Raw genomic sequence first — 26496 nt, forward strand, 5'->3', positions numbered from 1 at the left:
CATCCGCACGGTGCTCTGGGCCGGCGTGCTGTACGTGCTGACTTCGTGGCTCTGGCTGCTCTTTCTCGTGCCGGGCTGGATCGCCTGGGCACTGATTTCGCTTTGGTTCCTCTATCGCATCGTCAAGGGGATGGTGCGCATGAACGCGGGCCGACCCATGGAAACAGCCAATGTCATCTGACCCGAACTGCGTCTTCTGCAAAATCATCGAAGGCAAGATCCCGTCGCGCAAGGTCTACGAGGACGACGAGCTGTTCGTCTTCCACGACATCGCGCCGTGGGCGCCGGTGCATTTCATGATCGTTCCGAAGCGCCACATCCCGTCGATGGCGCAGGTGACGACCGACGATTCCGCGCTGCTCGGCAAGATGATGACCCTGGCGCCCAAGCTGGCGGTCGAGCAGGGCTGCCGTCCCTACCCCAAGGGCGGATTCCGCATCATGGTCAACACCGGCGCCGAGGGCGGACAGGAAGTGCACCATCTCCATGTCCACGTCATGGGCGGCCCGAGGCCCTGGCTCAGGGGTTGAAAGCCATCCTTTCGGCCGGTCATTTCGCGGCGACTAAAATCCGACACATTCTTCAGGAGTAATCCATGGGTTCACTTTCCATCTGGCACTGGCTCATCGTGCTGCTCGTCGTCGTGATGATCTTCGGCACCAAGAAGCTGCGCAACATGGGCTCCGACCTGGGCGGCGCCGTGAAGGGCTTCAAGGACGGCATGAAGGACGGCGCCACGTCCGACGCGCCGACCGCCGCCGGCCCGAACGCCCAGGTGACCGCCAACAGCACCGCCGACAAGTCGACGATCGACGTCGAAGCGCGTCAGAAGTCCTGAGCCAGACCGTTCCGTGATCGACCTCGGCATCTCGAAGCTGGCCCTGATCGGCGCCGTGGCGCTGATCGTCATCGGGCCGGAGAAGCTGCCGCGCGTGGCGCGCACCGTCGGCACCCTGCTCGGCAAGGCGCAGCGCTACGTGAACGACGTCAAGGCCGAGGTCAACCGCTCGATGGACCTCGACGAACTTCGCAAGATGAAGGACACGGTCCAGGAGGCGGCGCGCGATGTCGAGCAAAGCATCCAGTCCGGTGCCAGCGACTTCGAGAAGCAGTTCTCCGAGAGCGGCCAGACGCTTTCCGAACTGTCCGACACCCCCCCCTCGTACCCCGAATACAAGCACCCACGCAAGAACTGGCGCCTGAAGCAGGGCGCCACGCCGCAGTGGTACAAGGCGCGCAACGGCGTGCGCACGAAGGCGTTGTCGGGCGCCGCGCGCGTGGCCCGCTACCGTCCCCACAAGATCAACTAGCGCAAGCTGGCGAAACGGCCGCGCGCAGCGTGCGCCGGGCGCCCGACTGCAGCGTCCCCACATGGCCGATTCCACCGACAAGAACAAAGAAGACGAACTGGCCGGCACCGAGCAGCCTTTCGTCCAGCACCTCATGGAGCTGCGGGACCGCCTGCTCTACTGCGTCTACGGACTGGTCGTGGCCGGCGTGCTGCTGGCCATCTGGCCCGGCCCGGCCGGCCTGATCGACATGATCGCGGTGCCGATCCGCGCCCACATGCCGCCCGATGCCAAGCTGATCGCGATCGGGGTCTTCTCGCCCTTCTTCGTGCCGCTCAAGGTGCTGGCCATGACGGCAGTGCTGCTGGCGCTGCCCTGGCTGATGTACCAGGCCTGGATGTTCATCGCACCCGGCCTCTACAGCCACGAGAAGAAATTCGCGCTGCCGCTGATCTTCTTCGGCAGCCTGCTGGCTTATGGCGGCATCGCCTTCGTGCAGTTCTTCGTGCTGGACAAGATGTTCGGCTTCATCCAGAAGTTCACGCCGCCCTCGGTCAACGCCACGCCCGACATCTCGTCCTACGTGGAGGCGATCCTGTCGCTCTACATCGCCTTCGGGGTCGCCTTCCAGGTGCCGATCGTGGTGATGCTGCTGGTGCGCTTCGAGCTCGTCACGGTCGAGAAGCTGCGTTCCTTCCGTGGCTACTTCATCGTGCTGGCTTTCGTCATCGCCGCGGTGCTGACGCCGCCGGACGTGGTCTCGCAACTCGCGCTGGCGATCCCGATGTGCCTGCTCTACGAGATCGGCATCATCGGCGCCCGCTACTTCACGAAATATTCCAAGCCGCCCGAAGAGAGCAGCACCGACTCGGCGCAGACCTGAACCCCCGGCCGGACGGCCGGATTCGGATCACTCGGTCTCGCTCGGCGCCCGGCGCACCGATGACCTGGGCCGCAGGCCCGGCGTGATGTCGAGTTCCAGCTTGTCGCTGCCTCGCTGCAGCACGAAGCGCGTCGCCGTGCCGGGCTTGAGGCCGGCCACGGCGCTCAGCAGTTCCTGGGTGTTGCCGATGTTCTTCTCGCCCACGCCGGTGATCACGTCGCCGGGGAGCAGACCGGCCTTGGCGGCCGGGCCGTTCTGCAGCACGCCGGTGATGATCACGCCGGCGCTCGCCTTGACGCCGAAGGTCTCGGCCAGTTCGGGCGAGAGGTCGTTCGGCTCGACGCCGATCCAGCCGCGCGTGACCTTGCCGGCCTTCACGATGTCCTCGAGCACCTGCTTCGCGGTCGACACCGGGATCGCGAAGCCGATGCCCATGCTGCCGCCCGAGCGCGAGTAGATCGCGGTGTTGATGCCTTCGAGGTTGCCGTTGACGTCGATCAGCGCGCCGCCCGAGTTGCCAGGATTGATGGCTGCGTCGGTCTGGATGAAGTTCTCGAAGGTGTTGATGCCGAGCTGGTTGCGCCCGAGCGCCGAGACGATCCCGCTGGTCACGGTCTGGCCGACGCCGAAGGGGTTGCCGATGGCCAGCACCTGGTCGCCAACCTGCAGCGCGTCGGAGTTGCCCAGCACGATCACCGGCAGCTTGTCGAGCTCGATCTTGAGCACCGCGAGGTCGGTGTCGGGGTCGGTGCCGATCACCTTGCCGCGCGCATGGCGGCTGTCGTTGAGCGTGACGTCGATCTCGTCCGCCCCCTCGACCACGTGGTTGTTGGTGAGGATGTAGCCGTCGGCGCTGACGATCACGCCGCTGCCGAGGCCGATCTGCGGCTGGTCGCCCTGGTCGCCGAAGAAGAAGCGGAACCAGGGGTCGTTGCTGCGCGGCGAGCGCTGCGCCGCCTTGCTGGTGTTGATGCTGACCACCGCGGGCGAGGCTTTCTTGGCCGCGGCGCTCAGGCTGCCGGCGGTGATGGTGCCGGCCGGCGCGGTGGGGGCTTCGATCACCGAGACCAGGCCATTGAGGGGGCCGTTGCGCCGGTTCAGCCATTCGGGCTTGAGGGTCGCGACGACGAAATAGGCCGCCAGCAGGACGGTCACGGCTTGGGCAAACAGCAGCCAGGTGCGTTTCATGAAAAAGGCAGGGAAGAAAGCGCCAATTGTCCCTCAAGGCCGGGAGCGACCTGTTCCGATGCCGTCCGAGGGGCCTGCCGACGACCCCGTCCCAAGGCAGGAAACAAGGGAAAACCCTTAAATCTCGCGCCTGTCCTGGTCGATGGCGCATCCCGTCAATCCTCGGCGGCGTGTTCGGCCTGGTGTCGGTCTGCCTGCGCCGCTTCCTGCACGAGCACCGGGCCGCCAGCTTCTGCGTCGCGCTGCCGACCTGGGTGCTGTCGGCCGCGATGCCACTCGGCGCTCGCGGCCATGCGATGCGGTCCGCGGCCGTCGGGGCCACAATGGCGCGATGAGCACGACCCGCCACGAACTCCTGCACGCATTCGACCTGCTGCTGGCACCCGCGCGCTTCAAGGACTACGGGCCCAATGGCCTGCAGGTCGAGGGCCGCACCACGGTGCGCAAGATCGTCTCCGGCGTGACCGCCAGCCGGGCCCTGATCGAGGCCGCGATCCACGCCGAGGCGGATGCGATCTTCGTCCACCACGGCCTGTTCTGGCGCGGCCAGGACGGTCGCGTCACGGGCTGGATGCGACAGCGCCTCGGCTTGCTGCTCGGCGACGATGTCAACCTGTTCGCCTATCACCTGCCGCTCGATGCCCATCCCGAGCTCGGCAACAACGCGCAGCTCGGCCTGCGGCTCGGCTTGGTGGCGCACCCGGGTTCGGCCGGCCGTTTCGGCGAACAGGAGATCGGCTTCCTCGGCGCCCGCGACAGCGGTGAGGGCTTCGCGAGCGCGAAGCTGCTGGCCGCGCATGTCGAGAAGGCGCTCGGCAAGGCGGTGAAGCTGGTCGAGGGCGCGCCGCGACCGATCCGCAACGTGGCCTGGTGCACGGGCGGTGCACAGGGCTACTTCGAGGCCGCGATCGCCGCCGGCGCCGATGCCTTCATCACGGGCGAGATCTCGGAGCCGCAGCCCCACTACGCCCGCGAGATGGGCGTCGCCTACCTGGCCTGCGGCCACCATGCCACCGAACGCTACGGTGCGCCGGCCGTCGCGGCCCATGTGGCCGCGCAGCTGGGCCTGGCGCACGAATTCATCGACATCGACAATCCGGCGTGAGCTTCGACACCGCTTCCCCCATCGCCCTCACGATCGGCGATCCCGCCGGCATCGGGCCCGAGATCATCGCCAAGGCCTTTCGCGATGCCGCCGCCGAACTGCGCGGATGCTTCGTCGCCGGCGACGCCGGACTCGTGCGCCATGCCGCACAGGCKATCGCCGCCGCCGGGGCCCCGGCCTTGCCGGTCGCACTGATCGAGGCCGCGGGCGAAGCCTGCGATGCGCCGCCGGGCTGCATCCCCGTGCTGCAGGTGGTCGCGCCGCCGGATGCGGCCATCGTACAGGGCCGCATCAGTGCCGCTGCGGGCCGCATTGCCGGCGATTGCGTGGTCTGGGCCGCGCGCGCCGCGCTGCGCGGCGAGATCGCCGCGATCGTCACGGCGCCGCTGCACAAGGAAGCCCTCGCGGCGGCCGGTTTCCCCTATCCGGGCCACACCGAACTGCTGCAGGCCGAGGCCGCGGCCCATCTCGGCCGGCCGCTGTCCGAGGTGCCGGTGCGCATGATGCTCGCCAACGACGAACTGCGCACGGTGCTCGTGAGCATCCACATGTCGCTGCGGCACGCCATCGAGGCCGTGACCTTCGACGGTGTGCTGCAGACGCTGCGCATCGCGCACCGGTCGCTCGGCGCGGTGCTCGGCCGGGCCCCGAAGATCGGCGTGGCGGGCCTCAATCCGCATGCGGGGGAGGGCGGGCTGTTCGGCTCCGAGGAGCGCGACATCATTGCGCCGGCGATCGCCTCTGCGCGGGCCGAAGGCATCGATGCCGACGGTCCGCATGCGCCGGACACCGTGTTCATGCGCGCGCGCGCCAAGGCCGGCGGCCGCGGCGAGTTCGACGTGGTGGTCGCGATGTACCACGACCAGGGGCTGATCCCGGTCAAGTACCTGGGCGTGGAGAAGGGCGTCAACGTGACGTTGGGCCTGCCGCTGGTGCGCACCAGCCCCGATCACGGCACGGCCTTCGACATCGCGGGCAGCGGCCGCGCCGATGCCTCGAGCCTGATCGAGGCGGTGCGGATGGCGCGGTCGTTGGTGCGGGGGGCTGAGGCTGCGCGGGATTTTTTCTAATCAGTTGAGGACAGAGCAAAAACTGCTACGCAGTTTCTTGGTCTGTCCCGCAAAGTCTCAGATTTGTCCCGCAAGGTCTCAGGAACGCTTCAGGCTGTCGCGGATCTCGCGCAGCAGCATCACGTCTTCGGGTGTCGGCGCCGGCGGCGGGGCCTCGGTCGTCTTGCGCAGCTTGTTGATCTGCTTGACCATCAGAAAGACGATGAAGGCCAGGATCACGAAGTTCACTGCCACCGTGATGAAGTTGCCGTAGGCGAGCACGGGTGCGCCGGCCTTCTTGAGCTCGACCAGGGTGTCGGCCACGCCGGCCGGCCTGGGGCCGAGCACGATGTACAGATTCGAGAAGTCGAGCTTGCCGAAGATCAGGCCGACCAGCGGCATGATGATGTCGCTCACCAGCGAGTCGACGATCTTGCCGAAGGCCGCGCCGATGATCACGCCGACCGCCAGGTCGATGACGTTGCCCTTGACGGCAAATTCGCGGAACTCTTTCAGAAAGCTCATGTCGTGCACCTCTTCTGCGGCTTGTTTTGAACGCCGGCCAGTATAGGGTGGGCTTCGTGACGGCCCCGGTCGAGGGCGTGCGTCGCGCGCCCCGGTCACGTTGAATTCGCCTTTTACGCTCCGCTACAATCGCGGGTTGACCCAAGTCCCCCCGAAGAAGATTGAGGATCTCCATGAGTGACAGCAGCGTGAGCACCGCCGGCCGCCCCCGGATCGACACCAGCAAGCGGACATGGTTGATCGCATCAGGCTGCGCAGGCGCAGTGGGTGGCGTGGCCGTGGCCGTGCCGTTCGTGAGCTCCTTCCAGCCGTCGGAAAAGGCCAAGGCTGCCGGCGCGCCGGTCGAGGCCGATATCGGTGCCCTGCAGGTCGGCGAGAAGATGACCGTCGAGTGGCGCGGCAAGCCGGTCTGGATCCTCAAGCGTTCGCCCGAACAGGTCGCCGAGCTGCCCAAGCTCGACCCGCTGCTCGCCGATCCGCAATCCAAGCGCAACCCCGACGAATTCACGCCCGCCTACGCGCRCAACGACCACCGCTCGATCAAGCCCGAGATCCTGGTGGTCGTCGGCATCTGCACCCACCTGGGCTGCTCGCCCAGCGATCGCTTCCAGCCCGGCCCGCAGGCTTCGCTGCCCGACAACTGGGAGGGCGGCTTCCTGTGTCCCTGCCACGGCTCGACCTTCGACCTGGCCGGCCGCGTCTTCAAGAACAAGCCCGCACCCGACAACCTGCCGGTGCCGCCGCACATGTACCTCTCCGAAACGCGCCTCCTGATCGGCGACGACAAGAAGGCCTGAGGAGAACAAGAACATGGCTGAATTCCACGAAATTTCCCCCAACGCGCCGGCCGGCGAGAAGCTGCTCAACTGGGTCGACAACCGCTTCCCGCTGACCAAGCTCTGGAACGACCAGTGGGGCAAGTACTACGCACCGAAGAACTTCAACTTCTGGTACATCTTCGGCTCGCTCGCGATGCTGGTCCTCGTGATCCAGATCGTGACCGGCATCTTCCTCGTGATGCACTACAAGCCCGACGCCGCGCTGGCCTTCGGCTCGGTCGAATACATCATGCGCGACGTGCCCTGGGGCTGGCTGATCCGCTACATGCACTCGACGGGGGCCTCGGCCTTCTTCATCGTCGTCTACCTGCACATGTTCCGCGGCCTGATGTACGGCAGCTACCGCAAGCCGCGCGAGCTGATCTGGATCTTCGGCTGCGCGATCTTCCTGTGCCTGATGGCCGAGGCCTTCATGGGCTACCTGCTGCCCTGGGGCCAGATGAGCTACTGGGGTGCGCAGGTGATCGTCAACCTGTTCTCCGCGATCCCCTTTGTCGGTCCTGACCTGGCCCTGCTGATCCGCGGCGACTATGTGGTGAGCGACGCCACGCTCAACCGCTTCTTCAGCTTCCACGTGATCGCCGTGCCGCTGGTGCTGCTGGGCCTCGTGGTGGCCCACCTGATCGCGCTGCACGAAGTGGGTTCGAACAACCCCGACGGCATCGAGATCAAGGCCAACCGCGGCGCCGACGGCCATCCGGTCGACGGCATCCCGTCGCACCCGTACTACACGGTGCACGACATCTTCGGCGTGGTGGTGTTCCTGACGATCTTCTCGGCCGTGATCTTCTTCGCGCCCGAAGCCGGCGGCTACTTCCTCGAGTACAACAACTTCATCCCGGCCGATTCGCTCAAGACGCCGAACCACATCGCGCCGGTCTGGTACTTCACGCCCTTCTATTCGATGCTGCGTGCCATCACCAGCGAGATGATGTATGCGCTGATCGCCTGCGTCGTCGCGGGGGCCGGCTACGGCGTCTGGAAGGCCCGCTTCCCGACCTTCATCAAGGCCGGTGTCGTGGTGGTCGCCGTCGGCGTCATCGCGATGATGCTGTCGATCGACGCCAAGTTCTGGGGCGTGCTGGTGATGGGCGGCGCGGTCATCATCCTGTTCTTCCTGCCCTGGCTCGACCACAGCCCGGTCAAGTCGATCCGCTATCGCCCGAGCTGGCACAAGTATGTCTACGGCGTGTTCGTCGTCAACTTCGTGGTGCTGGCCTACCTCGGCGTGCAGCCGCCGTCGCCGGTCGGCGAACGCATCTCGCAGATCGGAACGCTCTTCTATTTCGGTTTCTTCCTGCTGATGCCGTGGTGGAGCCGCCTCGGCGAATTCAAGCCGGTCCCCGAGCGCGTGGTTTTCAACGCTCACTGACCGGGAGACAACAAGAATGAAGAAACTGATCCTCACGTTGATCGCAGCGCTCGGCATCGTCACCGGCGCGCAGGCTGCCGAAGGCGGCCTGGCCTGGGACAAGGCACCGAACCGCACCACCGACCTGGCGGCGCTGCAAAACGGCGCCAAGCTGTTCGTCAACTATTGCCTGAGCTGCCACTCGGCGTCGTTCATGCGCTTCAACCGGCTGCAGGACCTCGGCATCTCCGAGCAGCAGATCAAGGACAACCTCCTGTTCACGACCGACAAGATCGGCGAGACCATGAAGGTCAACTTGGACCCGCACCAGGCCAAGGAGTGGTTCGGCACGGTGCCGCCCGACCTGACCCTGGTGGCGCGCTCGCGTGCCGGCCACGGCGGCACCGGCGCCGACTACCTCTACACCTACCTGCGCACCTTCTACCGCGACGACACCAAGGCCACCGGCTGGAACAACCTTGCGTTCCCGACCGTGGCGATGCCGCACGTGATGTGGGAGCTGCAGGGCGAGCGCCGGCCGGTCTTCGAGAAGGTCGAAGCCCACGGCCATGAGACCGAGATCTTCAAGGGCTGGGAGCAAGTGAAGCCCGGCACCATGACGCCGATGCAGTTCGACCAGAACATGGGCGACCTCGTGAGCTTCCTGCAATGGATGGCCGAGCCGGCGCAGAACACCCGCGTCCGCGTCGGTGTCTGGGTGCTGCTGTTCCTGGTCATGGCGGTGGTTTTCACGTGGCGCCTGAATGCCTCGTACTGGAAAGACGTCAAGTAGTACCACGCCGATCCGGCGCCTCGTGCGCCGGGTCCCGCAGAGTGGGTTGCCCAAGCGACCCACTCTTTTTGATTTTTAGGAGTCTTTCGCCATGATGGTCCTGTATTCTGGAACGACCTGCCCCTTTTCCCACCGCTGCCGCTTCGTGCTGTTCGAGAAGGGCATGGATTTCGAGATTCGCGACGTCGATCTCTACAACAAGCCCGAAGACATCAACGTGATGAACCCGTACGGGCAGGTGCCGATCCTGGTCGAGCGCGACCTGATCCTGTACGAGTCGAACATCATCAACGAGTACATCGACGAGCGCTTCCCGCATCCGCAGCTGATGCCCGGCGATCCGGTCGACCGCGCCCGCGTGCGCCTGTTCCTGCTCAACTTCGAGAAGGAACTCTTCGTGCACGTCTCGACGCTCGAGAACCGCACCACCAAGGGCAACGAGAAGGCGATCGAGAAAGCGCGCTCGCACATCCGCGACCGCCTGACGCAGCTGGCCCCGGTGTTCCTCAAGAACAAGTACATGCTGGGCGACAACTTCTCGATGCTCGACGTCGCGATCGCGCCGTTGCTGTGGCGCCTCGACTACTACGGCATCGACCTCAGCAAGAACGCGGCCCCGCTCTTGAAGTACGCCGAGCGGATCTTCTCGCGTCCGGCCTACATCGAGGCGCTGACGCCGTCCGAAAAGGTCATGCGCAAGTGAGTCGCTGGCGCCGTCGCACATGATCAACGCGCTCGAATCGTCATCCACCCGCCCGTACCTGATCCGGGCGCTGTATGAATGGTGCACCGACAACGGCTTCACGCCGTATGTCGCGGTGCAGGTCGACGATACGGTGCAGGTGCCGCGCGAGTACGTCAAGAACGGCGAGATCGTGCTGAACATCAGCTTCGACGCCACCAGCTCGCTCAAGCTCGGCAACGACTTCATCGAGTTCAAGGCCCGCTTTGCCGGCACGGCGCGCGAGATCAGCGTGCCGGTCGGCCGGGTGATCGCGATCTACGCGCGCGAGAACGGCCAGGGCATGGCGTTTCCGGCGCCAGCGCCCGCGCCGGGCGATGGCAGTGCCGCACCGGCGGCCACGACCGCATCGACCACTTCGACCCGGACGCCACTGCGCGACGCGTCGCGCGGGACCGAGGGCGATGCGGGCAAGATCGTTCACTTGGTGCCCGGCGAGGACGCCGCGGAGCCTGCCGAGACCACCAGTGCAGACACCGAAAAGCCGGAAGACCCACCGCGTCCGCCGGCAGGTGGTGGCGCTCGCCCCTCGCTCAAGCGGATCAAGTGAACGCCGGGCCGCGCCCGCGACGTTAAAATTCAAAGCACGCCGCTTTAGCTCAATTGGTAGAGCACCCGCCTTGTAAGCGGAAGGTCGTCAGTTCGATTCCGACAAGCGGCACCATCCCGATTCATGACCCACGCAACGAACGCGACCGTCCTCCTCCAGGCCAGCCGTTCCACGACACAGCGCCGAATCGTGCTCGTCCAATGGATCCGCAAGACCCACGGCTGGATCGGCCTCTGGGGCGCGATCCTGGGCCTGATCTTCGGCATCGCCGGGATCTGGCTCAACCACCGCGCGGTGCTGAAGCTGCCGATGGCACAAGAGCGCGTCAACGCCCAGCTCGCACTGCCCGATCCGGCGCCTGCCAGCGCGCAGGACATGGCGCTCTGGCTGCAGGGCGCGCTGGCGCAGGCCGGCCCGCCAAATTCGATTCGCACCGAGCCCGCGCGAGCGGTCGCCTGGGCCGAAAAAGGCAAGGCCGATCCGCTGATGCAGCCCGAACGCTGGGTGTTCAACTTCGGCGGGCCCGACGCCATCATGCAGGCCGACTACTGGCGGGGCAACCGCTCGGTCGGCGTCACGACCACGCACAGCGGCTTCGTCGCCACACTGGCCAACATGCACAAGGGCACCGGCATGCCGGTGGCGTGGATCCTGCTCGTCGACACCCTGGCCGGTAGCCTGATCTTTCTGTCGATCTCGGGCGTCGCGCTGTGGATGCTGACCCATCGGCGCCGCAGCGTCGGACTGGCCATCTTCGGAGCCTCCGTGGCCCTCACGCTGGGCCTCGCGATCGCGCAGCTCTGAGGCGGCCGGGCGGGGGGTCAGCGCCGCGACATCACCTTGATCCGGATCGTCGCCACATCCCAGCCGCGCGATTTCAGCCGCGCCTGCAGCATGGGCGCCAGCTGACGCAGCTTGGCCGCCGCCGCGCTGCCGTTCACCAGCATGCACCAGACATCGCCCTCGGCGGGACCCGCCAGAATCGCGGGGCGCATCTCCGGCGGGATCAAATCCTGCACCGCGGCCAGACGCTCGTTGGCGTCGCGCGCTCGCGCGGCCAGGCTCGCAAGGGTGGGCGAGCCCTCGGTGGCCTCGAACAGGGTGACGGCGTGATAGCGGCGATTCATCGGCAATGGACAGGGGTCGGGAAGCTTCGGGCACACCGGCTAAAATCAGTGGTTTGCCGGCAATCCTGCGGGCCGGCCCGCTTGCCTTTTGGCAAAGCGCGCCCAAGTTCGTTCTCCGTCTATCTTAGGGATTTCGGTCGAGGCACCCGCATCCAGCGAGTGTGCATCGATCTCCATTCATGGCCACCAACTTCCTGACCCAAATTTTCGGCAGTCGCAATGACCGGCTCCTGAAGCAGTATCGCAAGACGGTCGAACGCATCAATGCGCTGGAGCCGTCCTTCGAGAAGCTCGACGACGAGGCCCTGCGCGCCAAGACGCAGGAGTTCAAGGCCCGTGTCGCCAAGGGCGAGTCGCTCGACGATCTGCTTCCCGAGGCCTTCGCCACGGTGCGCGAGGCCTCGAAGCGGGTCATGAAGATGCGCCACTTCGACGTCCAGTTGCTCGGCGGCATGGCCTTGCACAACGGCAAGATCTCCGAGATGCGCACCGGCGAGGGCAAGACCCTGACGGCGACGCTGCCGGTCTACCTGAACGCGCTCACGGGCAAGGGCGTGCACGTGGTCACGGTCAACGACTACCTCGCCAGCCGGGATGCCAAGTGGATGGGCCGGCTCTACAACTACCTCGGCCTCTCGGTCGGCATCAACCTGCCGCAGATGCCGCGCGAGGAAAAGCAGCAGGCCTACGGCAGCGACATCACCTACGGCACCAACAACGAGTATGGCTTCGACTACCTGCGCGACAACATGGTGTACGAGCCGGGCGACCGGGTCCAGCGCGGGCTGAACTACGCGATCGTCGACGAGGTCGACTCGATCCTGATCGACGAGGCGCGCACGCCGCTGATCATCAGCGGCCAGGCCGAGGACCACACCGACCTCTATCTGGCGATCAACAAGGTCGTGCCGCTGCTGGTCAAGCAGGAAGGCGAAGCCGATCCGCGCACCGGCGAGGGCGTCACCAAGCCGGGCGATTTCACGGTCGACGAGAAGACCCACCAGGTCTTCCTGACCGAGGACGGCCACGAGAAGGCCGAGCAGCTGCTGTCCGAGTTCAAGCTGCTGCCCGAGGGCGCCTCGCTGTACGACCCGGCCAACATCACGCTGATGCATCACCTGAATGCGGCGCTGCGGGCGCGGCATCTCTACCACCGCGACCAGCACTACGTGGTGCAGCAGGGCGAGGTCGTGATCGTCGACGAATTCACCGGCCGCCTGATGACCGGCCGCCGCTGGAGCGATGGCCTGCACCAGGCCGTCGAAGCCAAGGAAGGCGTCGAGATCCAGTCCGAGAACCAGACCCTGGCCTCGATCACCTTTCAGAACTACTTCCGCCTCTACGCCAAGCTCGCCGGCATGACCGGCACGGCCGACACCGAGGCCTACGAGTTCCAGGAAATTTACGGCCTCGAGACCGTGATCATCCCGCCGAACCGGCAGAGCAGGCGCGAGGACCAGCTCGACCGCGTCTACAAGACGACGCGCGAGAAGTACGAGGCTGCGATCCAGGACATCCGCGAGTGCTACGAGCGCGGCCAGCCGGTGCTGGTGGGCACCTCGTCGATCGAGAACTCCGAGATCATCGACGGCCTCCTGGAAAAGGCCGGGCTGCCGCACCAGGTGCTGAACGCCAAGCAGCATGCGCGCGAAGCCGAAATCGTGGCCCAGGCGGGCCGCGCCAAGATGATCACGATTGCCACCAACATGGCGGGCCGAGGGACCGACATCGTGCTCGGCGGCAATGTCGACAAGACGATCGAGGCGGTGGAGGCGGACGAGTCGCTCGATCCCGCCGCCAAGGCAGCCGAGACCGCCCGCCTGCGCACCCAGTGGGAGAAGGACCACGAATTCGTGAAGTCGCTCGGCGGCCTGCGCATCATCGCCACCGAGCGCCACGAGTCGCGGCGCATCGACAACCAGCTGCGCGGCCGCTCGGGGCGCCAGGGCGACCCCGGCTCCTCGCGCTTCTACCTGGGCCTGGACGACCCGCTGATGCGCATCTTCGCGGGCGACCGCGTGAAGGCCATCATGGACCGCCTCAAGATGCCCGACGGCGAGGCGATCGAGGCCGGCATCGTGACCCGAAGCATCGAGAGCGCGCAGCGCAAGGTCGAGGCGCGCAACTTCGACGTCCGCAAGCAGCTGCTCGAGTACGACGACGTCTCGAACGACCAGCGCAAGGTGATCTACCAGCAGCGCAACGACATCCTCGACGCGAGCGACCTCACGGCCCAGATCGAGGCGCTGCGCGAGGGCTGTTTCACCGACCTCGTGCGCCAGTACGTGCCGGCCGAATCGGTCGAGGAGCAGTGGCAGCTCGCCGCCCTGGAGAAGGCGCTGGCCGACGAGTGGGCCCTCGAGATCCCGCTGCAGAAGGAGGTCGAGGCCGCGACCGCGATCGGCGACGAGGATGTCGTCGAGAAGGTGGTCGCCGCCAGCAACGAGGCCTTCAACGCCAAGCTGGCCCTGATCGGCCAGGAGAATTTCACCCAGTTCGAGCGCATGGTGCTGCTGCAGAGCATCGACACCCACTGGCGCGAGCACCTGGCGTCGCTGGACTACCTGCGCCAGGGCATCCACCTGCGCGGCTATGCGCAGAAGCAGCCCAAGCAGGAGTACAAGCGCGAGGCATTCGAGCTCTTCGGCCAGCTGCTCGACTCGGTCAAGAACGAGGTCACGCGCCAGCTCATGACGGTGCGCGTGCAGTCGGGCGAGCAGTTCGAGGAAGCCGCCGATGCGATGGAAAGCCGCGGCGAGAACCTCGCGAACATCACCTACACGGCGCCGACCGAGACCGGCGAGGTCGAGGTGCGGGTCGACGAGGAAAGCCTGCGCCGCCAGGCGGCCAGCGGCCTCAGTGCCGGCGCCGCGGCCTTCGCGCGCGTCGGCCGCAACGATCCGTGCCCGTGCGGCAGTGGCAAGAAGTTCAAGCACTGCCACGGCAAGCTCACCTGACAGCCATCGACCAGGATTTCCTCATGCCTGTGAATCTTTCCGCTCCCGATCCCGCCGCCCTGCATGCGGTGCCCGGCGTTCGCATCGGCGTGGCCGAAGCGGGTGTGCGCAAGGCCAACCGCAAGGACCTGACGGTGGTGCTGATCGACGAGGGCGCCGCGGTCGGCGGCGTCTTCACACAGAACCGCTTCTGCGCCGCGCCGGTGCAGGTCTGCCGCGAACACCTGGCGCAGAACTTCGGCATCCGGGCGATGCTGATCAACACCGGCAATGCGAACGCCGGCACCGGCCAGGACGGTCTCGCGCGCACGCACGCCACGTGCATCGCGCTGGCGCGCCACCTGGACCTGGCGCCCGAGCAGATCCTGCCGTTCTCGACCGGCGTGATCATGGAGCCGCTGCCGATCGACCGCATCGAGGCCGGCCTGCCGGCGGCGCTCGCCGACGCCGCACCCGACCATTGGGCGCGTGCAGCCGAGGGCATCATGACCACCGACACCGTGCCCAAGGCCTTCAGCCAGCAGCTTCGGATCGGCGGCGCAACAGTCACGGTCACCGGCATCAGCAAGGGCGCCGGCATGATCCGGCCGAACATGGCGACCATGCTGGGCTTCATGGCGACTGACGCCAAGATCGATCCGTCGCTGATCCAGCCGCTGACCAAGGCGCTGGCCGACGCTTCGTTCAATCGCGTGACGATCGACGGCGACACCTCGACCAACGACTCCTTCGTCGTGATCGCGACGCAGAAGGCGGCGCACGGCACGATCACTTCGCTCGATTCCGCCGAGGGCCGCGCACTCGTCGAGGCGATGCAGAACGTCGCCCGCCAACTGGCCCAGGCCATCGTGCGCGACGGCGAAGGCGCCACCAAGTTCATCACTGTCCGGGTCGAAGGCGGCAAGGACTCGGCCGAGTGCCGGCAGGTCGCCTACGCGGTCGCCCATTCGCCGCTGGTCAAGACCGCGTTCTATGCCAGCGATCCGAACCTGGGCCGAATCCTCGCGGCGGTGGGCTATGCGGGCATCGCCGATCTCGACCAGACGGGCATCGACCTCTACCTCGATGACGTCCATGTGGCCGTCAAGGGCGGCCGCAATCCGGATTACCGCGAGGAAGATGGCCAGCGCGTGATGAAGCAGAGCGAGATCACGGTGCGGATCGCGCTCGGCCGCGGCAACGCCGTCGACACCGTCTGGACCTGCGACCTGAGCCACGACTACGTATCGATCAACGCCGACTACCGGTCATGAACGTCCAGTTCGAACGCCTGCTCCAGCGTGCCGAGCAACTGATCACGCGCATCGAGTCGATCCTTCCGCAGCCGCTGGCGGCGCCGGCCGACTGGAGCGCTTCGATCGCCTGGCGCTACCGCCGCCGCAGCTCGGGCCACGGCACGCTCGAGCCGGTGCGCCACGTGGCTGCGATGTCGCTCGACGCCCTGAAGGAAATCGACGTCCAGAAGCAAAAGATCGAGCGCAACACGCGCCAGTTCGTCGCGGGCAAGCCGGCCAACAACGTGCTGCTGACCGGCGCCCGAGGCACCGGCAAATCGTCGCTGATCCGCGCCTGCCTGCAGGCCTATGCGCCGCAAGGCCTGCGCCTGATCGAGGTCGACAAGGCCGAGCTGACCGACCTGCCCGACATCATCGAGGTGGTGGCGAGCAGGCCCGAGAAGTTCATCATCTTCAGCGACGACCTGAGCTTCGACGAGGGCGAGCCGGGCTACAAGGCGCTGAAGTCGATCCTCGACGGCTCGATCGCGGCATCGACGCCGAACGTGCTGATCTACGCGACCAGCAACCGGCGCCACCTGCTGCCCGAGTACATGAAGGACAACCTCAGCTACACCCATACCGAGGACGGCGAGGTCCATCCGGGCGAGGTGATCGAAGAGAAGATCTCGCTGTCCGAACGCTTCGGCCTGTGGGTCAGCTTCTACCCGTTCAGCCAGAACGAGTACCTGGCGATCGTTGCCCAATGGCTGTCCTCGTTCGGCGTCGACGCCAAGGCCGTCGAGGCGGCGCGTCCGGAGGCGCTGGTCTGGGCGCTCGAGCGCGGCTCGCGCAGCGGTCGCGTCGCCTACCAGTTCGCGCGCGACTATGCCGGGCGCGCTTGCGCCGCATGACCGAGGCGCGCAAGCACACCGAGGTCGCGGTCGGCATCCTGATCCGCGAAGACGACGCGCTGCTGCTGTCGACCCGGCCCGAGGGCAAGCCCTACGCCGGCTACTGGGAGTTCCCGGGCGGCAAGCTCGAAGCCGGCGAGACCGTCGAACAGGCGCTGCGGCGCGAACTGCACGAGGAACTCGGCATCACGATCGCGGGTGCCGAGGTCTGGAAGGTCACCGAGCACGACTACCCGCATGCGCTGGTCCGTCTGCACTGGTGCAAGGTGCACGCATGGACCGGGGACTTCGAGATGCGCGAGGGTCAGGCCATGTGCTGGCAGCAACTGCCGCTCGAGGTCGCGCCGGTGCTGCCGGGTGCGCTGCCCGTGCTGGGCTGGCTGGCCGAGGAACGCGGGCTGGTGGTCTTGGCGCCGCCGCCGACCGCCTGAGACGCGGAGGCTATTGCCGCTTGGGATCGCCGAACGGATCGTCGTCCGGCGRCGCGTCGGCCGGCATCCTGAACTCTTCACTGGCCCAGGCGCCGAGGTCGATGCCCTTGCAGCGGGCGCTGCAGAACGGCCGGTAGGGGTTGCTGGCCGCATAGACGCTGTCCTGCCCGCACGCCGGGCACCGGACGATCCGCTCGCCGATGGCATTCACTCCCGTCATTGGGAAACCTCCGTGCTGCGCACTGCGGTGCGAGCTTGCTTGGGGCGGCCCAGCGCGGCGCTCATGCGCAAAGTGTCAGTTCAAATGGCGTGTCGTCGGTGCTCTGGTGCAGCCGGTCGTCGGCCTCGTGGCGCATCAGGCGCACCGACACCATGAGCCGGTTGCCGGAGATCTCGGGGATCAGCCCGAGCTTGGGATCGATGCGCAGGCGCAGCAGCTGGAAGCTGCGGCCCTGCGGCAGGGTCTGCTGAAACTGGCCGTTGGCCGCGATCACCTTGTAGGGCACGTCGGCGTCGCGCAGCAGCTTGAGCAGCAGGTAGATCGATTCGGCCAGCGGCGCCAGCGTCGAGGACCAGCGCTCGAGGTCGGCGCGCCGTTCGTTGGCACGGCGATTCTGCCAGGCGTAATAGGCCGGCAGATCGAACTCGCAGGTACCGCCGGGGATGCCGGCCCGGCTGCGGATGCTCATCAGCCACTCGTTCTCGGTCAGGGCCTGGCCGGCCTTGCCCGGGACCGTGTTGAGGATGGCGAAATTGCTTTCGAGCTTGTTCACCACCTGGTCCAGCACCGACTCGGCGATCGCCGGATTGCCGCGGTAGCTGTTGAACACGTTCTTGTGCTTGTCGAGATCCCGCAGCACGTCGGCCTTGAGGTCGGCGCGCGCCGCCACGTCCATGATCTCGAAGATCGTGACGAGTGCATAGTGATGCAGCAGCGGCGAGTCGGCCGGAACGAGTTCGCCAAGACGACGGAACAGGTGTTCCAGCCGCAGGTAGGTCCGGATGCGCTCGTTGAAGGGGTACTCGTAGAGGATCACGCGTGGTGGCTTCCGGTTGCAGATGATAGCTTCAAGAGGCCTTCGAAGGCGCAGCGGGCGAGATCTTCCGAAYCGCCTCGAGCATGCGCCGGCCGACCACCAGCTGTCCATGCATCGACAGGTGCGTATCGTTGGGGAAATAATAGTCGCGAACCTTCTTTTTCTGCTCCTGCGAGAACGTGAAAAGGTCGGGGCCCAGTCCCGCCGCCTCGAAGGCGGTCACGAAACCTTTCGAATGTTCCGGCTTGACATACACGGTGGTCTTGTTCGGAATCACCATCCAGAGGATCGACCGCGGGCGCTGCGATTCGTTGAAAGCCCGCATCTGGGCGGCGTGCTGGACGGTGAGCTCGCCGTTCTCGTCGTCGGCCGGCCAGAAAGGGGCGCGGTCGCACAATGCACTGCTGAACATCGAGCAGCCGTCCGCGACCGGCCGCACCACGATGCGCTTGTTGGACAGGAAGTCGCCGGTCGCCTGGCGCGCGCGCTTGGTATTGCGGTAGATGTTGACGCCCGAGGTGAGCTTGCCGTCCCAGTTGATCGCCGGTGGCGGAACGTGGTCGAGCGGTGCGAAGAAGGGCTTGAGGCCGGCCAAGAAGGGCTTTTGCATCTTCGCGCAGGTCCGGCTGTTGGCCAGCCGGTCGGCGAGCAGGCGCTCTACGCTCTCGACGATCACGATCTTGCCGCGGAAGCCGGCCTGGTCGAGCCAATCGTTCAGGTCGCCGCACAGCGCTTCGTCGATCTGGCCCCAGAAAGTCGTCGTGACCCGATAACCCGCGCGCGTGAGCTCGGACTGCCAGCGGTTCGACATCGAGAAGCTGTCGCCGATCACCACGATGTCGGCCTGCGCAACCGGAGAGGCCTGCAGGTACTCGGTCGGCACTTGCGGCGGCTCGATGGTCCAGCCGAAGGCGTTCTCCGACAGCAGCCCGATGCGGGTCATGTCGCCATAGAAAGGCGAGGTCTTGAGCGTCACGATCAGCAGCCCGCAGATGAGGGCGAAGCCGGCCAGAAAGATCCGCAGCCAGATTTTTGCGGGCGTCATATCAGTTTTCCATTGCGCATTCGCGCCACCCGCGACGCATGAAACCGGCACAACCGAGGCGGGAGACACCGCGGAACTGGCTTTGCCAGGCCGCTGGTGTCGCCCCCTTGAGGGGGTACTCGGCTACACGAAGTGAGCCGATACGGGGGTGGGTTTTCATCTCAGAATTGGAAGTACAGGAAGGGGCTGTAGGAGCCCAGCTTCGACACGCAGACACCGAGCAGGATCACCGTGAACACGGCCATCGCCGCGGTGAAGACCCAGGCCAGGCGAGGACGCCCGGCCAGGGTCTGGGCCTGCGGCACCCAGCGCTGCAGCGTGATGGTCGGCGGCAGCGCGAGGCAGACGATGAAACCCACCAGCATGGTCTGGAAGAACTCGGGCTTGCGGTAGGGGATGGAGCCGAACTCGCTGAAGATCGAGTAGTTCACGCCGTTCATGCCCAGCATGCCCTTGTAGATGGCGGTGGCCGCGGTCATGCTCTCGGCGCGGAACACCACCCAGGCGATCATCACGCAGACGAAGGTCAGCAGCCAGCCGAGCACGCGCCCGAACACGCCCGGCTTGGCATTGCGCCGCACCTTGGCGTTCCAGAGGTGGTTGACCATCAGGAAGAAGCCGTGCAGGGCGCCCCAGATCACGAAAGTCCAGGCCGCCCCGTGCCACAGGCCGCCCAGCAGCATGGTCAGGAACAGGTTCAGGTAGCGCCGCGCCGGCCCCTTGCGGTTGCCGCCCAGCGGCACGTAGAGGTAGTCGCGCAGGAAAGTCGACAGCGAGATGTGCCAGCGGCGCCAGAACTCGATGATGTTGGTTGACTTGTAGGGCGAATTGAAGTTGAGCGGCAACTGCACGCCCAGGCACAGCGACAGGCCCACCGCCATGTCGGAATAGCCCGAGAAGTCGAAATAGATCTGCAGCGTGTAGGCCATGACACCGAACCAGGCGCTCACCACGGTCGGCTGCACGCCGTTGTGGACACCCGTGAACATCAGGTCGGCGTACTGGCCCATGGGGTCGCCGATGAGCAGCTTCTTGGCCAGACCGAAGACGAAGATCGCCAGCCCGAGCGACACCTTGTCGTAGTCCACGCGGTAGGTCGCCGGATTGCCGAACTGCGGCATCATCTGCGCGTGGTGCAGCACCGGGCCGGCGATCAGGTGCGGGAAGTAGGTGACGAACAGCACGTAGTGGATGAAGCTGCGCTCGCGCACCTTGTCCTGCCAGCAGTCGACCAGGAAGGCGATCTGCGTGAAGGTGTAGAACGAGATGCCGATCGGCAACGCCACGTGCAGCATCGGCAGCGGCGCGATGCCGGCCGCCACCAGCCCCTCGTTGACGTTGCCGACGAAGAAGTTCGCGTACTTGAAGGTGGCGAGCACGCCCAGGTTGACCACCAGCGAGACCACCAGCATGCGCTTGCGGGCCGCGTCGGTGCGGCCAGGGCCTCGGGTCAGGCGCAGTCCGGCCCAATAGTTGAAGCAGATCGAGCCGACCAGCAGGGGCAGTGCCTGGATGCTCCACCAGCCGTAGAAGAACAGCGATGCGAGCGCGAGAAAGCCGGCTGCCGCCCGCGCGTTTCGACTGCCGACCAGAAAGAACCCGAAAAGAACGATCGGGAAATAAAAAAAGATGAACGCGTACGAATTGAAAAGCATCTTGGGGGGGAGAGCTGTGCCGCAGGGCGTTCCCGCGCCGCATTCTTGTTATCTGGCGCACGCGCCGGCGGACCGCAGATTATCGCGTGTCCGCGTCGCACCAGCGCTTCCAAAGACTCCCGACCTCTAAGGAGAGTTCCGCCGGCGTGAGCTTCTCGTTGAAGATCACCGCGTCGGCGGCGGCGCGCCGCAGCGTGCGATCGGCCTGCTGCGCGATCACCGCCCGGACCGCTTCCGGCGTCCAGCCGGAGCGAGCCACCACGCGTTCCAGCTGAACCGCCTCGGAAGCATCGACCACCAGCACGCGGTCGACGTTCGTGCGCCAGCGCCTGGACTCCACCAGCAGCGGGACGTCGAAGACGATGGTCTGGCCGGCGGCCGCGGACGCTGCCTGCCGTTCGCACTCGGCGCCGATCAGCGGATGCAGGATGGCTTCGAGCCGGCGTTTGGCTTCGGGGTCGGCAAATACGAGTTCGCGCATCCGCGCCCGATCGAGGCCGCCATCGGGGGCGATCACCGACGGGCCGAATTCAGCCTCCAGCGCCGGCATGGCGGCGCCTTGCGGCTGTGCCACGGCGCGTGCGATCGCGTCGGTGTCGACCAGCTTCGCGCCGAGCCCGACCAGCATCGACGCCACGGTGCTCTTGCCGCTGCCGATGCCGCCGGTCAGGCCGATGCGCATGGTGCGCCGGCCTTCAGAGCCCCACCGCGCGAAGGATCGCGTCGGGGCCGAAGATCATGGCCGTGAAGCCGGCGCCGGCCAGGAAGGGGCCGAAGGGCACGTAGCCACCCTCGCGCAGGCCACTGCTGAACTTGAGCGCGAGTCCGACCACGACGCCGATGACCGAGGCCATCAGGATGATCGGCACCAGCGCCTGCCAGCCGAACCAGGCGCCGAAGGCAGCGAACAGCTTGAAGTCGCCATAGCCCATGCCCTCCTTGCCGGTGGTCAGCTTGAACAGCCAGTAGATGGCCCACAGCGAGACGTAGCCCGCCACGGCGCCCCAGACCGCGCTCGACAGCGGCACGGACGTGAAGCCGGCCACCGAGGCCAGCAGGCCGGCCCACAGCAGCGGCAAGGTGATGTCGTCGGGCAGCAGGGTGGTGTCCCAGTCGATCAGCGCCAGTGCCAGCAGCGCCGCCGCGAAGCCGCACCAGGCCAGGCCGCCGAACTGGCCCGGCGCGCGCCACACGCACCAGGCGAACAGCAGGCCGGTCGCGAGTTCGACCAGCGGGTAGCGCAGGCTGATCCGGGTGCCGCAGGACGAGCATTTGCCGCGCAGGAACAGGTAGCTCAGGACCGGGATGTTCTCGTACCAGCGGATGGTGTGCCCGCACTGCTGGCAGCGCGAGTGCGGAACCATCAGGTTGAAGCGCTCGGGCGGCGGCGCCGGCGCATCGTTCGCGCCRCCGAGCGCGGCGCACTCGGCCGCCCATTGCTGCTCGAGCATCTTGGGCAGCCGGTAGATCACGACATTCAGGAAGCTGCCGATCAACAGCCCGAACACCCCGGCCAACACGGCGTCCACCCCCTGCGACACCAGCATCAGACGACCTGGCCGAGCTTGAAGATGGGCAGGTACATCGAGACCACGATGCCGCCGATGATCACGCCCAGGAAGACGATGATGATCGGCTCCATGAGGCTCGACAGGCCGGCGACCATGTCGTCAACCTCCGCTTCGTAGAAATCGGCCGCCTTGCCCAGCATGTGGTCGATCGAGCCCGACTCTTCGCCGATCGCGGTCATCTGGATCACCATCGACGGAAACAGGTTGGCGTTGGTCATCGCGGTCGTCAGGCTGGTGCCGGTGGACACCTCCTGCTGGATCTTGACCGTGGCATCGGCGTACACCGAGTTGCCCGAGGCCCCGCCGACCGAATCGAGCGCCTCCACCAGCGGCACGCCGGCGGCGAACATCGTGGCCAATGTGCGGGTCCAGCGGGCGACGCAGGACTTGTCGATCAAGGTGCCGAAGATCGGCAGGCGCAGCAGCAGGCGGTCCATGACCTTCTGCACGCGCTCGTTTCGCTTCCAGGCCTGCAGGAAGAAATAGATGCCGCCGCCGATCACGCCGAAGATCAGCCACCAGTAGGCGACGAAGAACTCGCTCATCCCCATCACGAACAGGGTTGGGGCCGGCAGGTCGGCGCCGAAGGAGGTGAACACCTGCTTGAAGGCCGGGATCACGAAGATCATGATGATCGCCACCACCACGAAGGCCACCACGATGACCGAGGTCGGGTACATCAGCGCCGACTTGATCTTCGACTTGATCGCCTCGGTCTTCTCCATGTAGGTCGCCAGGCGGTCGAGCAGGTCTTCCAGGATACCGGCGGCCTCGCCGGCCTCGACCAGGTTGCAATACAGGCTGTCGAAATACCTGGGGAACTTGCGGAATGCCGCCGACAGCGACGTGCCGGTCTCGACGTCGCTGCGGATGTCGTTCAGCAGCTTGGACACGCTCGGGTTGGCGTTGCCGCGGCCGACAATGTCGAAGGCCTGCAGCAAGGGCACGCCGGCCTTCATCATGGTCGCCAGCTGGCGCGTGAAGATCGCGATGTCCTTGGGCTTGATCGCCTTGCCCGAGCGCATCCGGCGCTTCTTGATCTTGGTCGTGAGAATGCCCTGGCGCCTGAGCGCGGCCTGCACCTGGTTTTCGCCGGCGGCGCGGACTTCCCCGCGCACGGTCTTGCCGTTGCGGTCCTTGCCCTCCCATTCGAAGACGAATTCCTTGACCGTCCGGGACGATGCTGTTGCCGTTGCCATGGGATCTCCGCTTCCGTCGTGTGCTGATGCGTGCCTGCTGACGCGTGTTATTCGTTGGTGACTGCCAGCACTTCTTCGAGCGAGGTCAGGCCTTGCATGACCTTCTTCAGTCCCGACTGGCGCAGCGACCTGACCCCCTCGGCCTCGGCCTGCTTGGCGATGTCGAGCGCGCTGCCGTCGCGAAGGATGATCTTCTGGATCTCCTCGGTGATTGGCATCACCTGGTAGATGCCGACGCGTCCCTTGTAGCCGCTGTTGCAGGCCGAGCAGCCGACCGGGTGATAGGGCTTCCAGGAGCCGTCCAGGTCGCTCTCCCTGAAGCCGGCGTCGAGCAGGGCCTGGCGCGGCAGCTCGGTCGGCGCGCGGCACACGGTGCAGAGGCGCCGCGCCAGCCGCTGGGCCGTGATCAGGATCACGCTGGAGGCGATGTTGAAGGGGGCGATGCCCATGTTGCGCATCCGCGTGAGCGTGGTCGGAGCGTCGTTGGTGTGCAGTGTCGAAAGCACCAGGTGGCCGGTCTGCGCCGCCTTGATCGAGATGTCGGCGGTCTCGAGGTCGCGGATTTCGCCGACCATGATGATGTCGGGATCCTGCCGCAGGAAGGCCCGAAGCGCGGTCGCGAAGGTCAGGCCGGCCTTGTCGTTGACGTTGACCTGGTTGACCCCCGGCAGGTTGATTTCGGACGGGTCTTCGGCGGTCGCGATGTTCACGCCCGGCTTGTTGAGCAGGTTCAGGCAGGTGTAGAGCGACACCGTCTTGCCGGAGCCCGTGGGCCCGGTGACCAGCACCATGCCGTACGGCCGCCCGATGGCCGCGAGCAGGCGTTCCTTCTCGTCGGCGTCGTAGCCGAGGGCATCGATGCCCAGCCGGGCGCTGCTCGGGTCCAGGATCCGGATCACGATCTTCTCGCCGAACAGCGTCGGCAGGGTGCTGACCCGGAAGTCGATCACACGCTCGGGGCCGATCTTGAGCTTCATCCGGCCGTCTTGCGGGACGCGCTTCTCGGAGATGTCGAGCCGGGAGATGACCTTGATGCGCGAGGCCAGCTTGTCCTTGATGACCGTCGGCGGGCTGGCGATCTCGCGCAGTTCGCCGTCGATGCGGAAGCGCACCCGGTAGTTGTGCTCGTAGGGCTCGAAGTGGATGTCCGAGGCCCGCATGCTGAACGCGTCCAGCAGCATCTTGTGCAGGAAGCGGACGACCGGCGCGTCCTCGACTTCGGCCACCGCCGGGTCGTTGCTTTCGCTCGAGGTATCGGCCGACACCTCGTCGAACTCGAACTCGGCGCCGATGATGCTGTCGATGGTTTCGGAGGCGGTCACCGCCGCCGCTTCGATCATCCGGGAGAGCTTGTCGTACTCGGCGATGACCCAGTCCACGCCCATCTGCGAGGCGAACTTGATCTTCTCCGCCGCCTGCTGGTCCGAGGGATCGGCTGTGGCGACAATGAGACGATTGTTGCGCTTGCTGAGCACCACGACCCGGTAGGCCTGGCACAGCTTGGGGTCCAGCAGGTCCTTGGGCAGACGCTGGGGATCAATGGCGTCGAGGTCGAGCAGAGGGGCCCCGAAGGCGCTCGACAGCGTGTGGGCCAGGTCGGCCGCCGAGACGGCGCCGGTACCGGTCAGTTCGGCGATGAAGCTGGTTCTGCCGCTGAGGGACTTCTGGTAGATGTCTTCCGCGGTCTTGGCGGGGAGCTTTCCGGCCGAAACAAGTGCGCGCGCCAGGCCTGGAAGGGCAATCGGCGAGCTGTCTTTGACGATGGGTTCGGCTGCGGCCATTCAACGAATGTAAGAAACGTGAAAATTTGCTTCACGATCATCGCTGATCGCCCAAGYGCTGTAAACCGCCGCGCGGCAACAGTTCCGCGAAGCATTTGGCAATTACAGCCCTGAAAGGCTGGTCGGGGTGAGAGGATTCGAACCTCCGGCCTCTACGTCCCGAACGTAGCGCTCTACCAGGCTAAGCTACACCCCGATGGTGCTGGTTGCAAGAAATGTGAAGCGTCTGTGCCGCCCACTCGCGTGGGCGGGTCATCAGGCGCGTCGCTCAAGCAGCTGAGCCGCTAATTGTAGCAAAGCCGCGGAGTGCGAATTTGCAGAAAAACCACGAAGAGCGTCGATTGCGCGTTGCGCCTCGGCGGCCGCGGCGGCGCGGGTGGCTTCCAGGGCCCCGGTTTCGCGCACGATGGCGACGATCTGCGGCAGTTGCGCGGTGTCGCCGGCCTCGATGGCGCTGCGGATCAGCGCACTCTGCCCGGGCGTGCCGCGCTGCATGGCCAGGATCAGCGGCAAGGTGGTCTTGCCCTCGCGCAGGTCGTCGCCGACGTTCTTGCCGGTCTCGTTGGCATCGCCGGCATAGTCCAGCACGTCGTCGATGACCTGGAAGGCCGTGCCCAGTGCCTGCCCGTAGGCGGCGCAGGCTTCTTCCACGGCGGGCGGCACGCCGGCCAGCACGGCGGCCAGCCGGGTGCTGGCCTCGAACAGCTTGGCGGTCTTCGAGCGGATCACCCGCAGGTAGGCCTCCTCGTCGAGCGTGGCGTCGTGCATGTTCATCAGCTGCAGCACCTCGCCCTCGGCGATCACGTTGGTCGCCTCCGCAAGGATCTGCATCACGCGCACGTCGTTGGCGTCCAGCATCATCTGGAAGGCGCGCGAGTACAGGAAATCGCCGACCAGCACGCTGGCGGGATTGCCGAAGGATTCGTTGGCGGTGGGGCGGCCGCGCCGCAACGTGGATTCGTCAACCACGTCGTCATGCAGCAGGGTGGCCGTATGGATGAATTCCACCACGGCAGCCAGATTGAAGCGTTGTTCGCCGCGGTAGCCCAGGGCGCCGGCCATCAGCAGCAGCAGCGCCGGGCGCAGTCGCTTGCCGCCCGCGGAGATGATGTATTTCGAGACCTGGCTCACCAGTGGCACGCCGGTGTCGAGGCGGCGGGCGATCACGAGATCGACGCTGTCCATGTCTTCGGCGATCAGGCTGAGAACGGCGGCGGCGGGAGAGGTGTCGGCGGCGTGAACTGACAAAGG

At 66.2% G+C, this 26496-nt stretch carries 29 protein-coding genes, 2 tRNA genes and 1 pseudogene; 19 read left to right on the forward strand and 13 right to left on the reverse strand.

Annotated features, from left to right (window positions below; translation table 11 throughout):
• From AC1D2E_RS16260 to tatC, 5 genes and pseudogenes are all read left to right on the forward strand, one after another.
• Positions 1 to 181, forward strand: a pseudogene (locus AC1D2E_RS16260) (DUF4870 family protein); the annotation flags it as partial.
• Entirely contained in the window at positions 171 to 530 is a 360-nt protein-coding gene (locus AC1D2E_RS16265; protein WP_478198337.1) for a histidine triad nucleotide-binding protein, read from the forward strand. The pseudogene AC1D2E_RS16260 and the gene AC1D2E_RS16265, both read left to right, overlap by 11 nt.
• 65 nt (positions 531 to 595) lie before the next feature.
• A complete protein-coding gene (tatA, locus tag AC1D2E_RS16270; RefSeq protein WP_478170804.1) occupies positions 596 to 838 on the forward strand; it encodes a Sec-independent protein translocase subunit TatA in 243 nt (80 codons plus the stop codon).
• A 13-nt stretch (positions 839 to 851) separates the two neighbouring features.
• Positions 852 to 1310: a Sec-independent protein translocase protein TatB gene (gene tatB / locus AC1D2E_RS16275; RefSeq protein WP_478170805.1), complete on the forward strand. Its 459-nt coding sequence runs from the start codon at positions 852 to 854 to the stop codon at positions 1308 to 1310.
• 61 nt (positions 1311 to 1371) lie between these two features.
• A complete protein-coding gene (tatC, locus tag AC1D2E_RS16280) occupies positions 1372 to 2172 on the forward strand; it encodes a twin-arginine translocase subunit TatC (RefSeq protein ID WP_478198338.1) in 801 nt (266 codons plus the stop codon).
• A 27-nt stretch (positions 2173 to 2199) separates the two neighbouring features.
• Here tatC and AC1D2E_RS16285 read toward each other — a convergent pair whose 3' ends face one another.
• Positions 2200 to 3360 carry a S1C family serine protease gene (locus AC1D2E_RS16285; RefSeq protein WP_478198339.1) on the reverse strand — a complete coding sequence of 387 codons (1161 nt, stop codon included), beginning with the start codon at positions 3358 to 3360 and terminating at the stop codon, positions 2200 to 2202.
• A 170-nt stretch (positions 3361 to 3530) separates the two neighbouring features.
• On the opposite strand from AC1D2E_RS16285, the gene AC1D2E_RS16290 reads away from it, so the two are divergent.
• Genes AC1D2E_RS16290 through pdxA form a run of 3 tightly spaced genes read left to right on the forward strand, consistent with a single transcriptional unit; the run spans position 3531 to position 5535 of the window.
• Complete coding sequence (locus AC1D2E_RS16290; protein ID WP_478198377.1) at positions 3531 to 3695, forward strand: hypothetical protein; 165 nt, start codon at positions 3531 to 3533, stop codon at positions 3693 to 3695.
• On the forward strand, positions 3692 to 4465 hold the full coding sequence (locus AC1D2E_RS16295; protein ID WP_478198340.1) for a Nif3-like dinuclear metal center hexameric protein: 774 nt from the start codon (positions 3692 to 3694) through the stop codon (positions 4463 to 4465). The genes AC1D2E_RS16290 and AC1D2E_RS16295 overlap by 4 nt, the downstream gene beginning before the upstream one ends.
• Positions 4462 to 5535, forward strand: a complete 1074-nt coding sequence (gene pdxA / locus AC1D2E_RS16300; RefSeq protein ID WP_478198341.1) for a 4-hydroxythreonine-4-phosphate dehydrogenase PdxA — start codon at positions 4462 to 4464, stop codon at positions 5533 to 5535. The genes AC1D2E_RS16295 and pdxA overlap by 4 nt, the downstream gene beginning before the upstream one ends.
• A 78-nt stretch (positions 5536 to 5613) precedes the next feature.
• On the opposite strand, the gene mscL is transcribed toward pdxA, so the two are convergent.
• Positions 5614 to 6039, reverse strand: coding sequence for a large conductance mechanosensitive channel protein MscL (gene mscL, locus AC1D2E_RS16305; protein WP_478198342.1), 426 nt, complete (start codon positions 6037 to 6039; stop codon positions 5614 to 5616).
• Between the two features lie 173 nt (positions 6040 to 6212).
• Between mscL and petA the strand changes: the two genes are divergently transcribed.
• The 7 genes from petA (at position 6213) to AC1D2E_RS16340 (ending at position 11118) form a co-directional block, all read left to right on the forward strand.
• Complete coding sequence (gene petA, locus AC1D2E_RS16310; protein ID WP_478198343.1) at positions 6213 to 6836, forward strand: ubiquinol-cytochrome c reductase iron-sulfur subunit; 624 nt, start codon at positions 6213 to 6215, stop codon at positions 6834 to 6836.
• 13 nt (positions 6837 to 6849) lie between these two features.
• Complete coding sequence (locus AC1D2E_RS16315) at positions 6850 to 8250, forward strand: cytochrome b (protein ID WP_478198344.1); 1401 nt, start codon at positions 6850 to 6852, stop codon at positions 8248 to 8250.
• Between the two features lie 16 nt (positions 8251 to 8266).
• Positions 8267 to 9022 carry a cytochrome c1 gene (locus AC1D2E_RS16320; RefSeq protein WP_478198345.1) on the forward strand — a complete coding sequence of 252 codons (756 nt, stop codon included), beginning with the start codon at positions 8267 to 8269 and terminating at the stop codon, positions 9020 to 9022.
• Between the two features lie 91 nt (positions 9023 to 9113).
• A complete protein-coding gene (locus AC1D2E_RS16325) occupies positions 9114 to 9725 on the forward strand; it encodes a glutathione S-transferase N-terminal domain-containing protein (protein ID WP_158722427.1) in 612 nt (203 codons plus the stop codon).
• A 19-nt stretch (positions 9726 to 9744) separates the two neighbouring features.
• A complete protein-coding gene (locus tag AC1D2E_RS16330) occupies positions 9745 to 10314 on the forward strand; it encodes a ClpXP protease specificity-enhancing factor (protein ID WP_478198346.1) in 570 nt (189 codons plus the stop codon).
• Between the two features lie 38 nt (positions 10315 to 10352).
• Positions 10353 to 10428, forward strand: a tRNA-Thr gene (locus AC1D2E_RS16335).
• A gap of 9 nt (positions 10429 to 10437) precedes the next feature.
• On the forward strand, positions 10438 to 11118 hold the full coding sequence (locus tag AC1D2E_RS16340) for a PepSY-associated TM helix domain-containing protein (RefSeq protein WP_478198347.1): 681 nt from the start codon (positions 10438 to 10440) through the stop codon (positions 11116 to 11118).
• 17 nt (positions 11119 to 11135) lie between these two features.
• Here AC1D2E_RS16340 and AC1D2E_RS16345 read toward each other — a convergent pair whose 3' ends face one another.
• Positions 11136 to 11441, reverse strand: coding sequence for a hypothetical protein (locus AC1D2E_RS16345; RefSeq protein ID WP_478170835.1), 306 nt, complete (start codon positions 11439 to 11441; stop codon positions 11136 to 11138).
• 179 nt (positions 11442 to 11620) lie between these two features.
• Between AC1D2E_RS16345 and secA the strand changes: the two genes are divergently transcribed.
• From secA to AC1D2E_RS16365, 4 genes are read left to right on the forward strand one after another with little or no spacing between them, the layout of a single operon-like run.
• Positions 11621 to 14398 carry a preprotein translocase subunit SecA gene (gene secA / locus AC1D2E_RS16350; protein ID WP_478198348.1) on the forward strand — a complete coding sequence of 926 codons (2778 nt, stop codon included), beginning with the start codon at positions 11621 to 11623 and terminating at the stop codon, positions 14396 to 14398.
• Between the two features lie 23 nt (positions 14399 to 14421).
• Positions 14422 to 15651 (forward strand): bifunctional glutamate N-acetyltransferase/amino-acid acetyltransferase ArgJ, encoded by a 1230-nt coding sequence (argJ, locus tag AC1D2E_RS16355; RefSeq protein WP_478198349.1) that lies wholly within the window; start codon positions 14422 to 14424, stop codon positions 15649 to 15651.
• The gene (locus AC1D2E_RS16360; protein ID WP_478170838.1) at positions 15648 to 16526 is read left to right on the forward strand and encodes an ATP-binding protein; all 879 of its coding nucleotides are present in this window, start codon (positions 15648 to 15650) and stop codon (positions 16524 to 16526) included. Before argJ ends, AC1D2E_RS16360 begins: the two co-directional genes overlap by 4 nt.
• On the forward strand, positions 16523 to 16957 hold the full coding sequence (locus AC1D2E_RS16365) for an NUDIX domain-containing protein (RefSeq protein WP_478198350.1): 435 nt from the start codon (positions 16523 to 16525) through the stop codon (positions 16955 to 16957). The genes AC1D2E_RS16360 and AC1D2E_RS16365 overlap by 4 nt, the downstream gene beginning before the upstream one ends.
• A gap of 10 nt (positions 16958 to 16967) precedes the next feature.
• Here the strand turns inward: AC1D2E_RS16365 and AC1D2E_RS16370 are convergent, their stop codons facing one another.
• From AC1D2E_RS16370 to AC1D2E_RS16415, 10 genes are all read right to left on the reverse strand, one after another.
• A complete protein-coding gene (locus AC1D2E_RS16370; protein ID WP_478198351.1) occupies positions 16968 to 17177 on the reverse strand; it encodes a DNA gyrase inhibitor YacG in 210 nt (69 codons plus the stop codon).
• 61 nt (positions 17178 to 17238) lie between these two features.
• On the reverse strand, positions 17239 to 17994 hold the full coding sequence (gene zapD / locus AC1D2E_RS16375; RefSeq protein WP_478198352.1) for a cell division protein ZapD: 756 nt from the start codon (positions 17992 to 17994) through the stop codon (positions 17239 to 17241).
• A gap of 31 nt (positions 17995 to 18025) precedes the next feature.
• Complete coding sequence (locus AC1D2E_RS16380) at positions 18026 to 19039, reverse strand: hypothetical protein (protein WP_478198353.1); 1014 nt, start codon at positions 19037 to 19039, stop codon at positions 18026 to 18028.
• 161 nt (positions 19040 to 19200) lie between these two features.
• Entirely contained in the window at positions 19201 to 20694 is a 1494-nt protein-coding gene (locus AC1D2E_RS16385) for an MBOAT family O-acyltransferase (protein ID WP_478198354.1), read from the reverse strand.
• 79 nt (positions 20695 to 20773) lie between these two features.
• Complete coding sequence (coaE, locus tag AC1D2E_RS16390) at positions 20774 to 21376, reverse strand: dephospho-CoA kinase (RefSeq protein WP_478198355.1); 603 nt, start codon at positions 21374 to 21376, stop codon at positions 20774 to 20776.
• A gap of 13 nt (positions 21377 to 21389) precedes the next feature.
• A complete protein-coding gene (locus tag AC1D2E_RS16395) occupies positions 21390 to 22241 on the reverse strand; it encodes a prepilin peptidase (protein ID WP_478198356.1) in 852 nt (283 codons plus the stop codon).
• On the reverse strand, positions 22241 to 23464 hold the full coding sequence (locus tag AC1D2E_RS16400; protein WP_478198357.1) for a type II secretion system F family protein: 1224 nt from the start codon (positions 23462 to 23464) through the stop codon (positions 22241 to 22243). The genes AC1D2E_RS16395 and AC1D2E_RS16400 overlap by 1 nt, the downstream gene beginning before the upstream one ends.
• A 47-nt stretch (positions 23465 to 23511) precedes the next feature.
• Positions 23512 to 25245 (reverse strand): type IV-A pilus assembly ATPase PilB, encoded by a 1734-nt coding sequence (gene pilB, locus AC1D2E_RS16405; protein WP_478198358.1) that lies wholly within the window; start codon positions 25243 to 25245, stop codon positions 23512 to 23514.
• Positions 25246 to 25364: 119 nt separating this feature from the next.
• Positions 25365 to 25441: transfer RNA gene (locus tag AC1D2E_RS16410), tRNA-Pro, on the reverse strand.
• 59 nt (positions 25442 to 25500) lie between these two features.
• A complete protein-coding gene (locus tag AC1D2E_RS16415; protein WP_478198359.1) occupies positions 25501 to 26493 on the reverse strand; it encodes a polyprenyl synthetase family protein in 993 nt (330 codons plus the stop codon).
• Positions 26494 to 26496 lie beyond the last annotated feature (3 nt).

The organism is Variovorax sp. P1_H2, from assembly GCF_056405295.1.

What these genes read in the sequence shown, in the direction of transcription:
- AC1D2E_RS16400 (WP_478198357.1), bottom strand. Translation starts at nt 23,464, where the DNA reads ATGGCAACGGCAACAGCATCGTCCCGGACGGTCAAGGAATTCGTCTTC.
- AC1D2E_RS16330 (WP_478198346.1), top strand. Translation starts at nt 9,745, where the DNA reads ATGATCAACGCGCTCGAATCGTCATCCACCCGCCCGTACCTGATCCGG.
- AC1D2E_RS16295 (WP_478198340.1), top strand. Translation starts at nt 3,692, where the DNA reads ATGAGCACGACCCGCCACGAACTCCTGCACGCATTCGACCTGCTGCTG.
- AC1D2E_RS16360 (WP_478170838.1), top strand. Translation starts at nt 15,648, where the DNA reads ATGAACGTCCAGTTCGAACGCCTGCTCCAGCGTGCCGAGCAACTGATC.
- secA (WP_478198348.1), top strand. Translation starts at nt 11,621, where the DNA reads ATGGCCACCAACTTCCTGACCCAAATTTTCGGCAGTCGCAATGACCGG.
- mscL (WP_478198342.1), bottom strand. Translation starts at nt 6,039, where the DNA reads ATGAGCTTTCTGAAAGAGTTCCGCGAATTTGCCGTCAAGGGCAACGTC.
- AC1D2E_RS16325 (WP_158722427.1), top strand. Translation starts at nt 9,114, where the DNA reads ATGATGGTCCTGTATTCTGGAACGACCTGCCCCTTTTCCCACCGCTGC.
- AC1D2E_RS16385 (WP_478198354.1), bottom strand. Translation starts at nt 20,694, where the DNA reads ATGCTTTTCAATTCGTACGCGTTCATCTTTTTTTATTTCCCGATCGTT.
- tatA (WP_478170804.1), top strand. Translation starts at nt 596, where the DNA reads ATGGGTTCACTTTCCATCTGGCACTGGCTCATCGTGCTGCTCGTCGTC.
- AC1D2E_RS16345 (WP_478170835.1), bottom strand. Translation starts at nt 11,441, where the DNA reads ATGAATCGCCGCTATCACGCCGTCACCCTGTTCGAGGCCACCGAGGGC.
- AC1D2E_RS16320 (WP_478198345.1), top strand. Translation starts at nt 8,267, where the DNA reads ATGAAGAAACTGATCCTCACGTTGATCGCAGCGCTCGGCATCGTCACC.
- AC1D2E_RS16285 (WP_478198339.1), bottom strand. Translation starts at nt 3,360, where the DNA reads ATGAAACGCACCTGGCTGCTGTTTGCCCAAGCCGTGACCGTCCTGCTG.
- tatC (WP_478198338.1), top strand. Translation starts at nt 1,372, where the DNA reads ATGGCCGATTCCACCGACAAGAACAAAGAAGACGAACTGGCCGGCACC.
- argJ (WP_478198349.1), top strand. Translation starts at nt 14,422, where the DNA reads ATGCCTGTGAATCTTTCCGCTCCCGATCCCGCCGCCCTGCATGCGGTG.
- AC1D2E_RS16365 (WP_478198350.1), top strand. Translation starts at nt 16,523, where the DNA reads ATGACCGAGGCGCGCAAGCACACCGAGGTCGCGGTCGGCATCCTGATC.
- AC1D2E_RS16340 (WP_478198347.1), top strand. Translation starts at nt 10,438, where the DNA reads ATGACCCACGCAACGAACGCGACCGTCCTCCTCCAGGCCAGCCGTTCC.
- pilB (WP_478198358.1), bottom strand. Translation starts at nt 25,245, where the DNA reads ATGGCCGCAGCCGAACCCATCGTCAAAGACAGCTCGCCGATTGCCCTT.
- AC1D2E_RS16265 (WP_478198337.1), top strand. Translation starts at nt 171, where the DNA reads ATGTCATCTGACCCGAACTGCGTCTTCTGCAAAATCATCGAAGGCAAG.
- AC1D2E_RS16315 (WP_478198344.1), top strand. Translation starts at nt 6,850, where the DNA reads ATGGCTGAATTCCACGAAATTTCCCCCAACGCGCCGGCCGGCGAGAAG.
- coaE (WP_478198355.1), bottom strand. Translation starts at nt 21,376, where the DNA reads ATGCGCATCGGCCTGACCGGCGGCATCGGCAGCGGCAAGAGCACCGTG.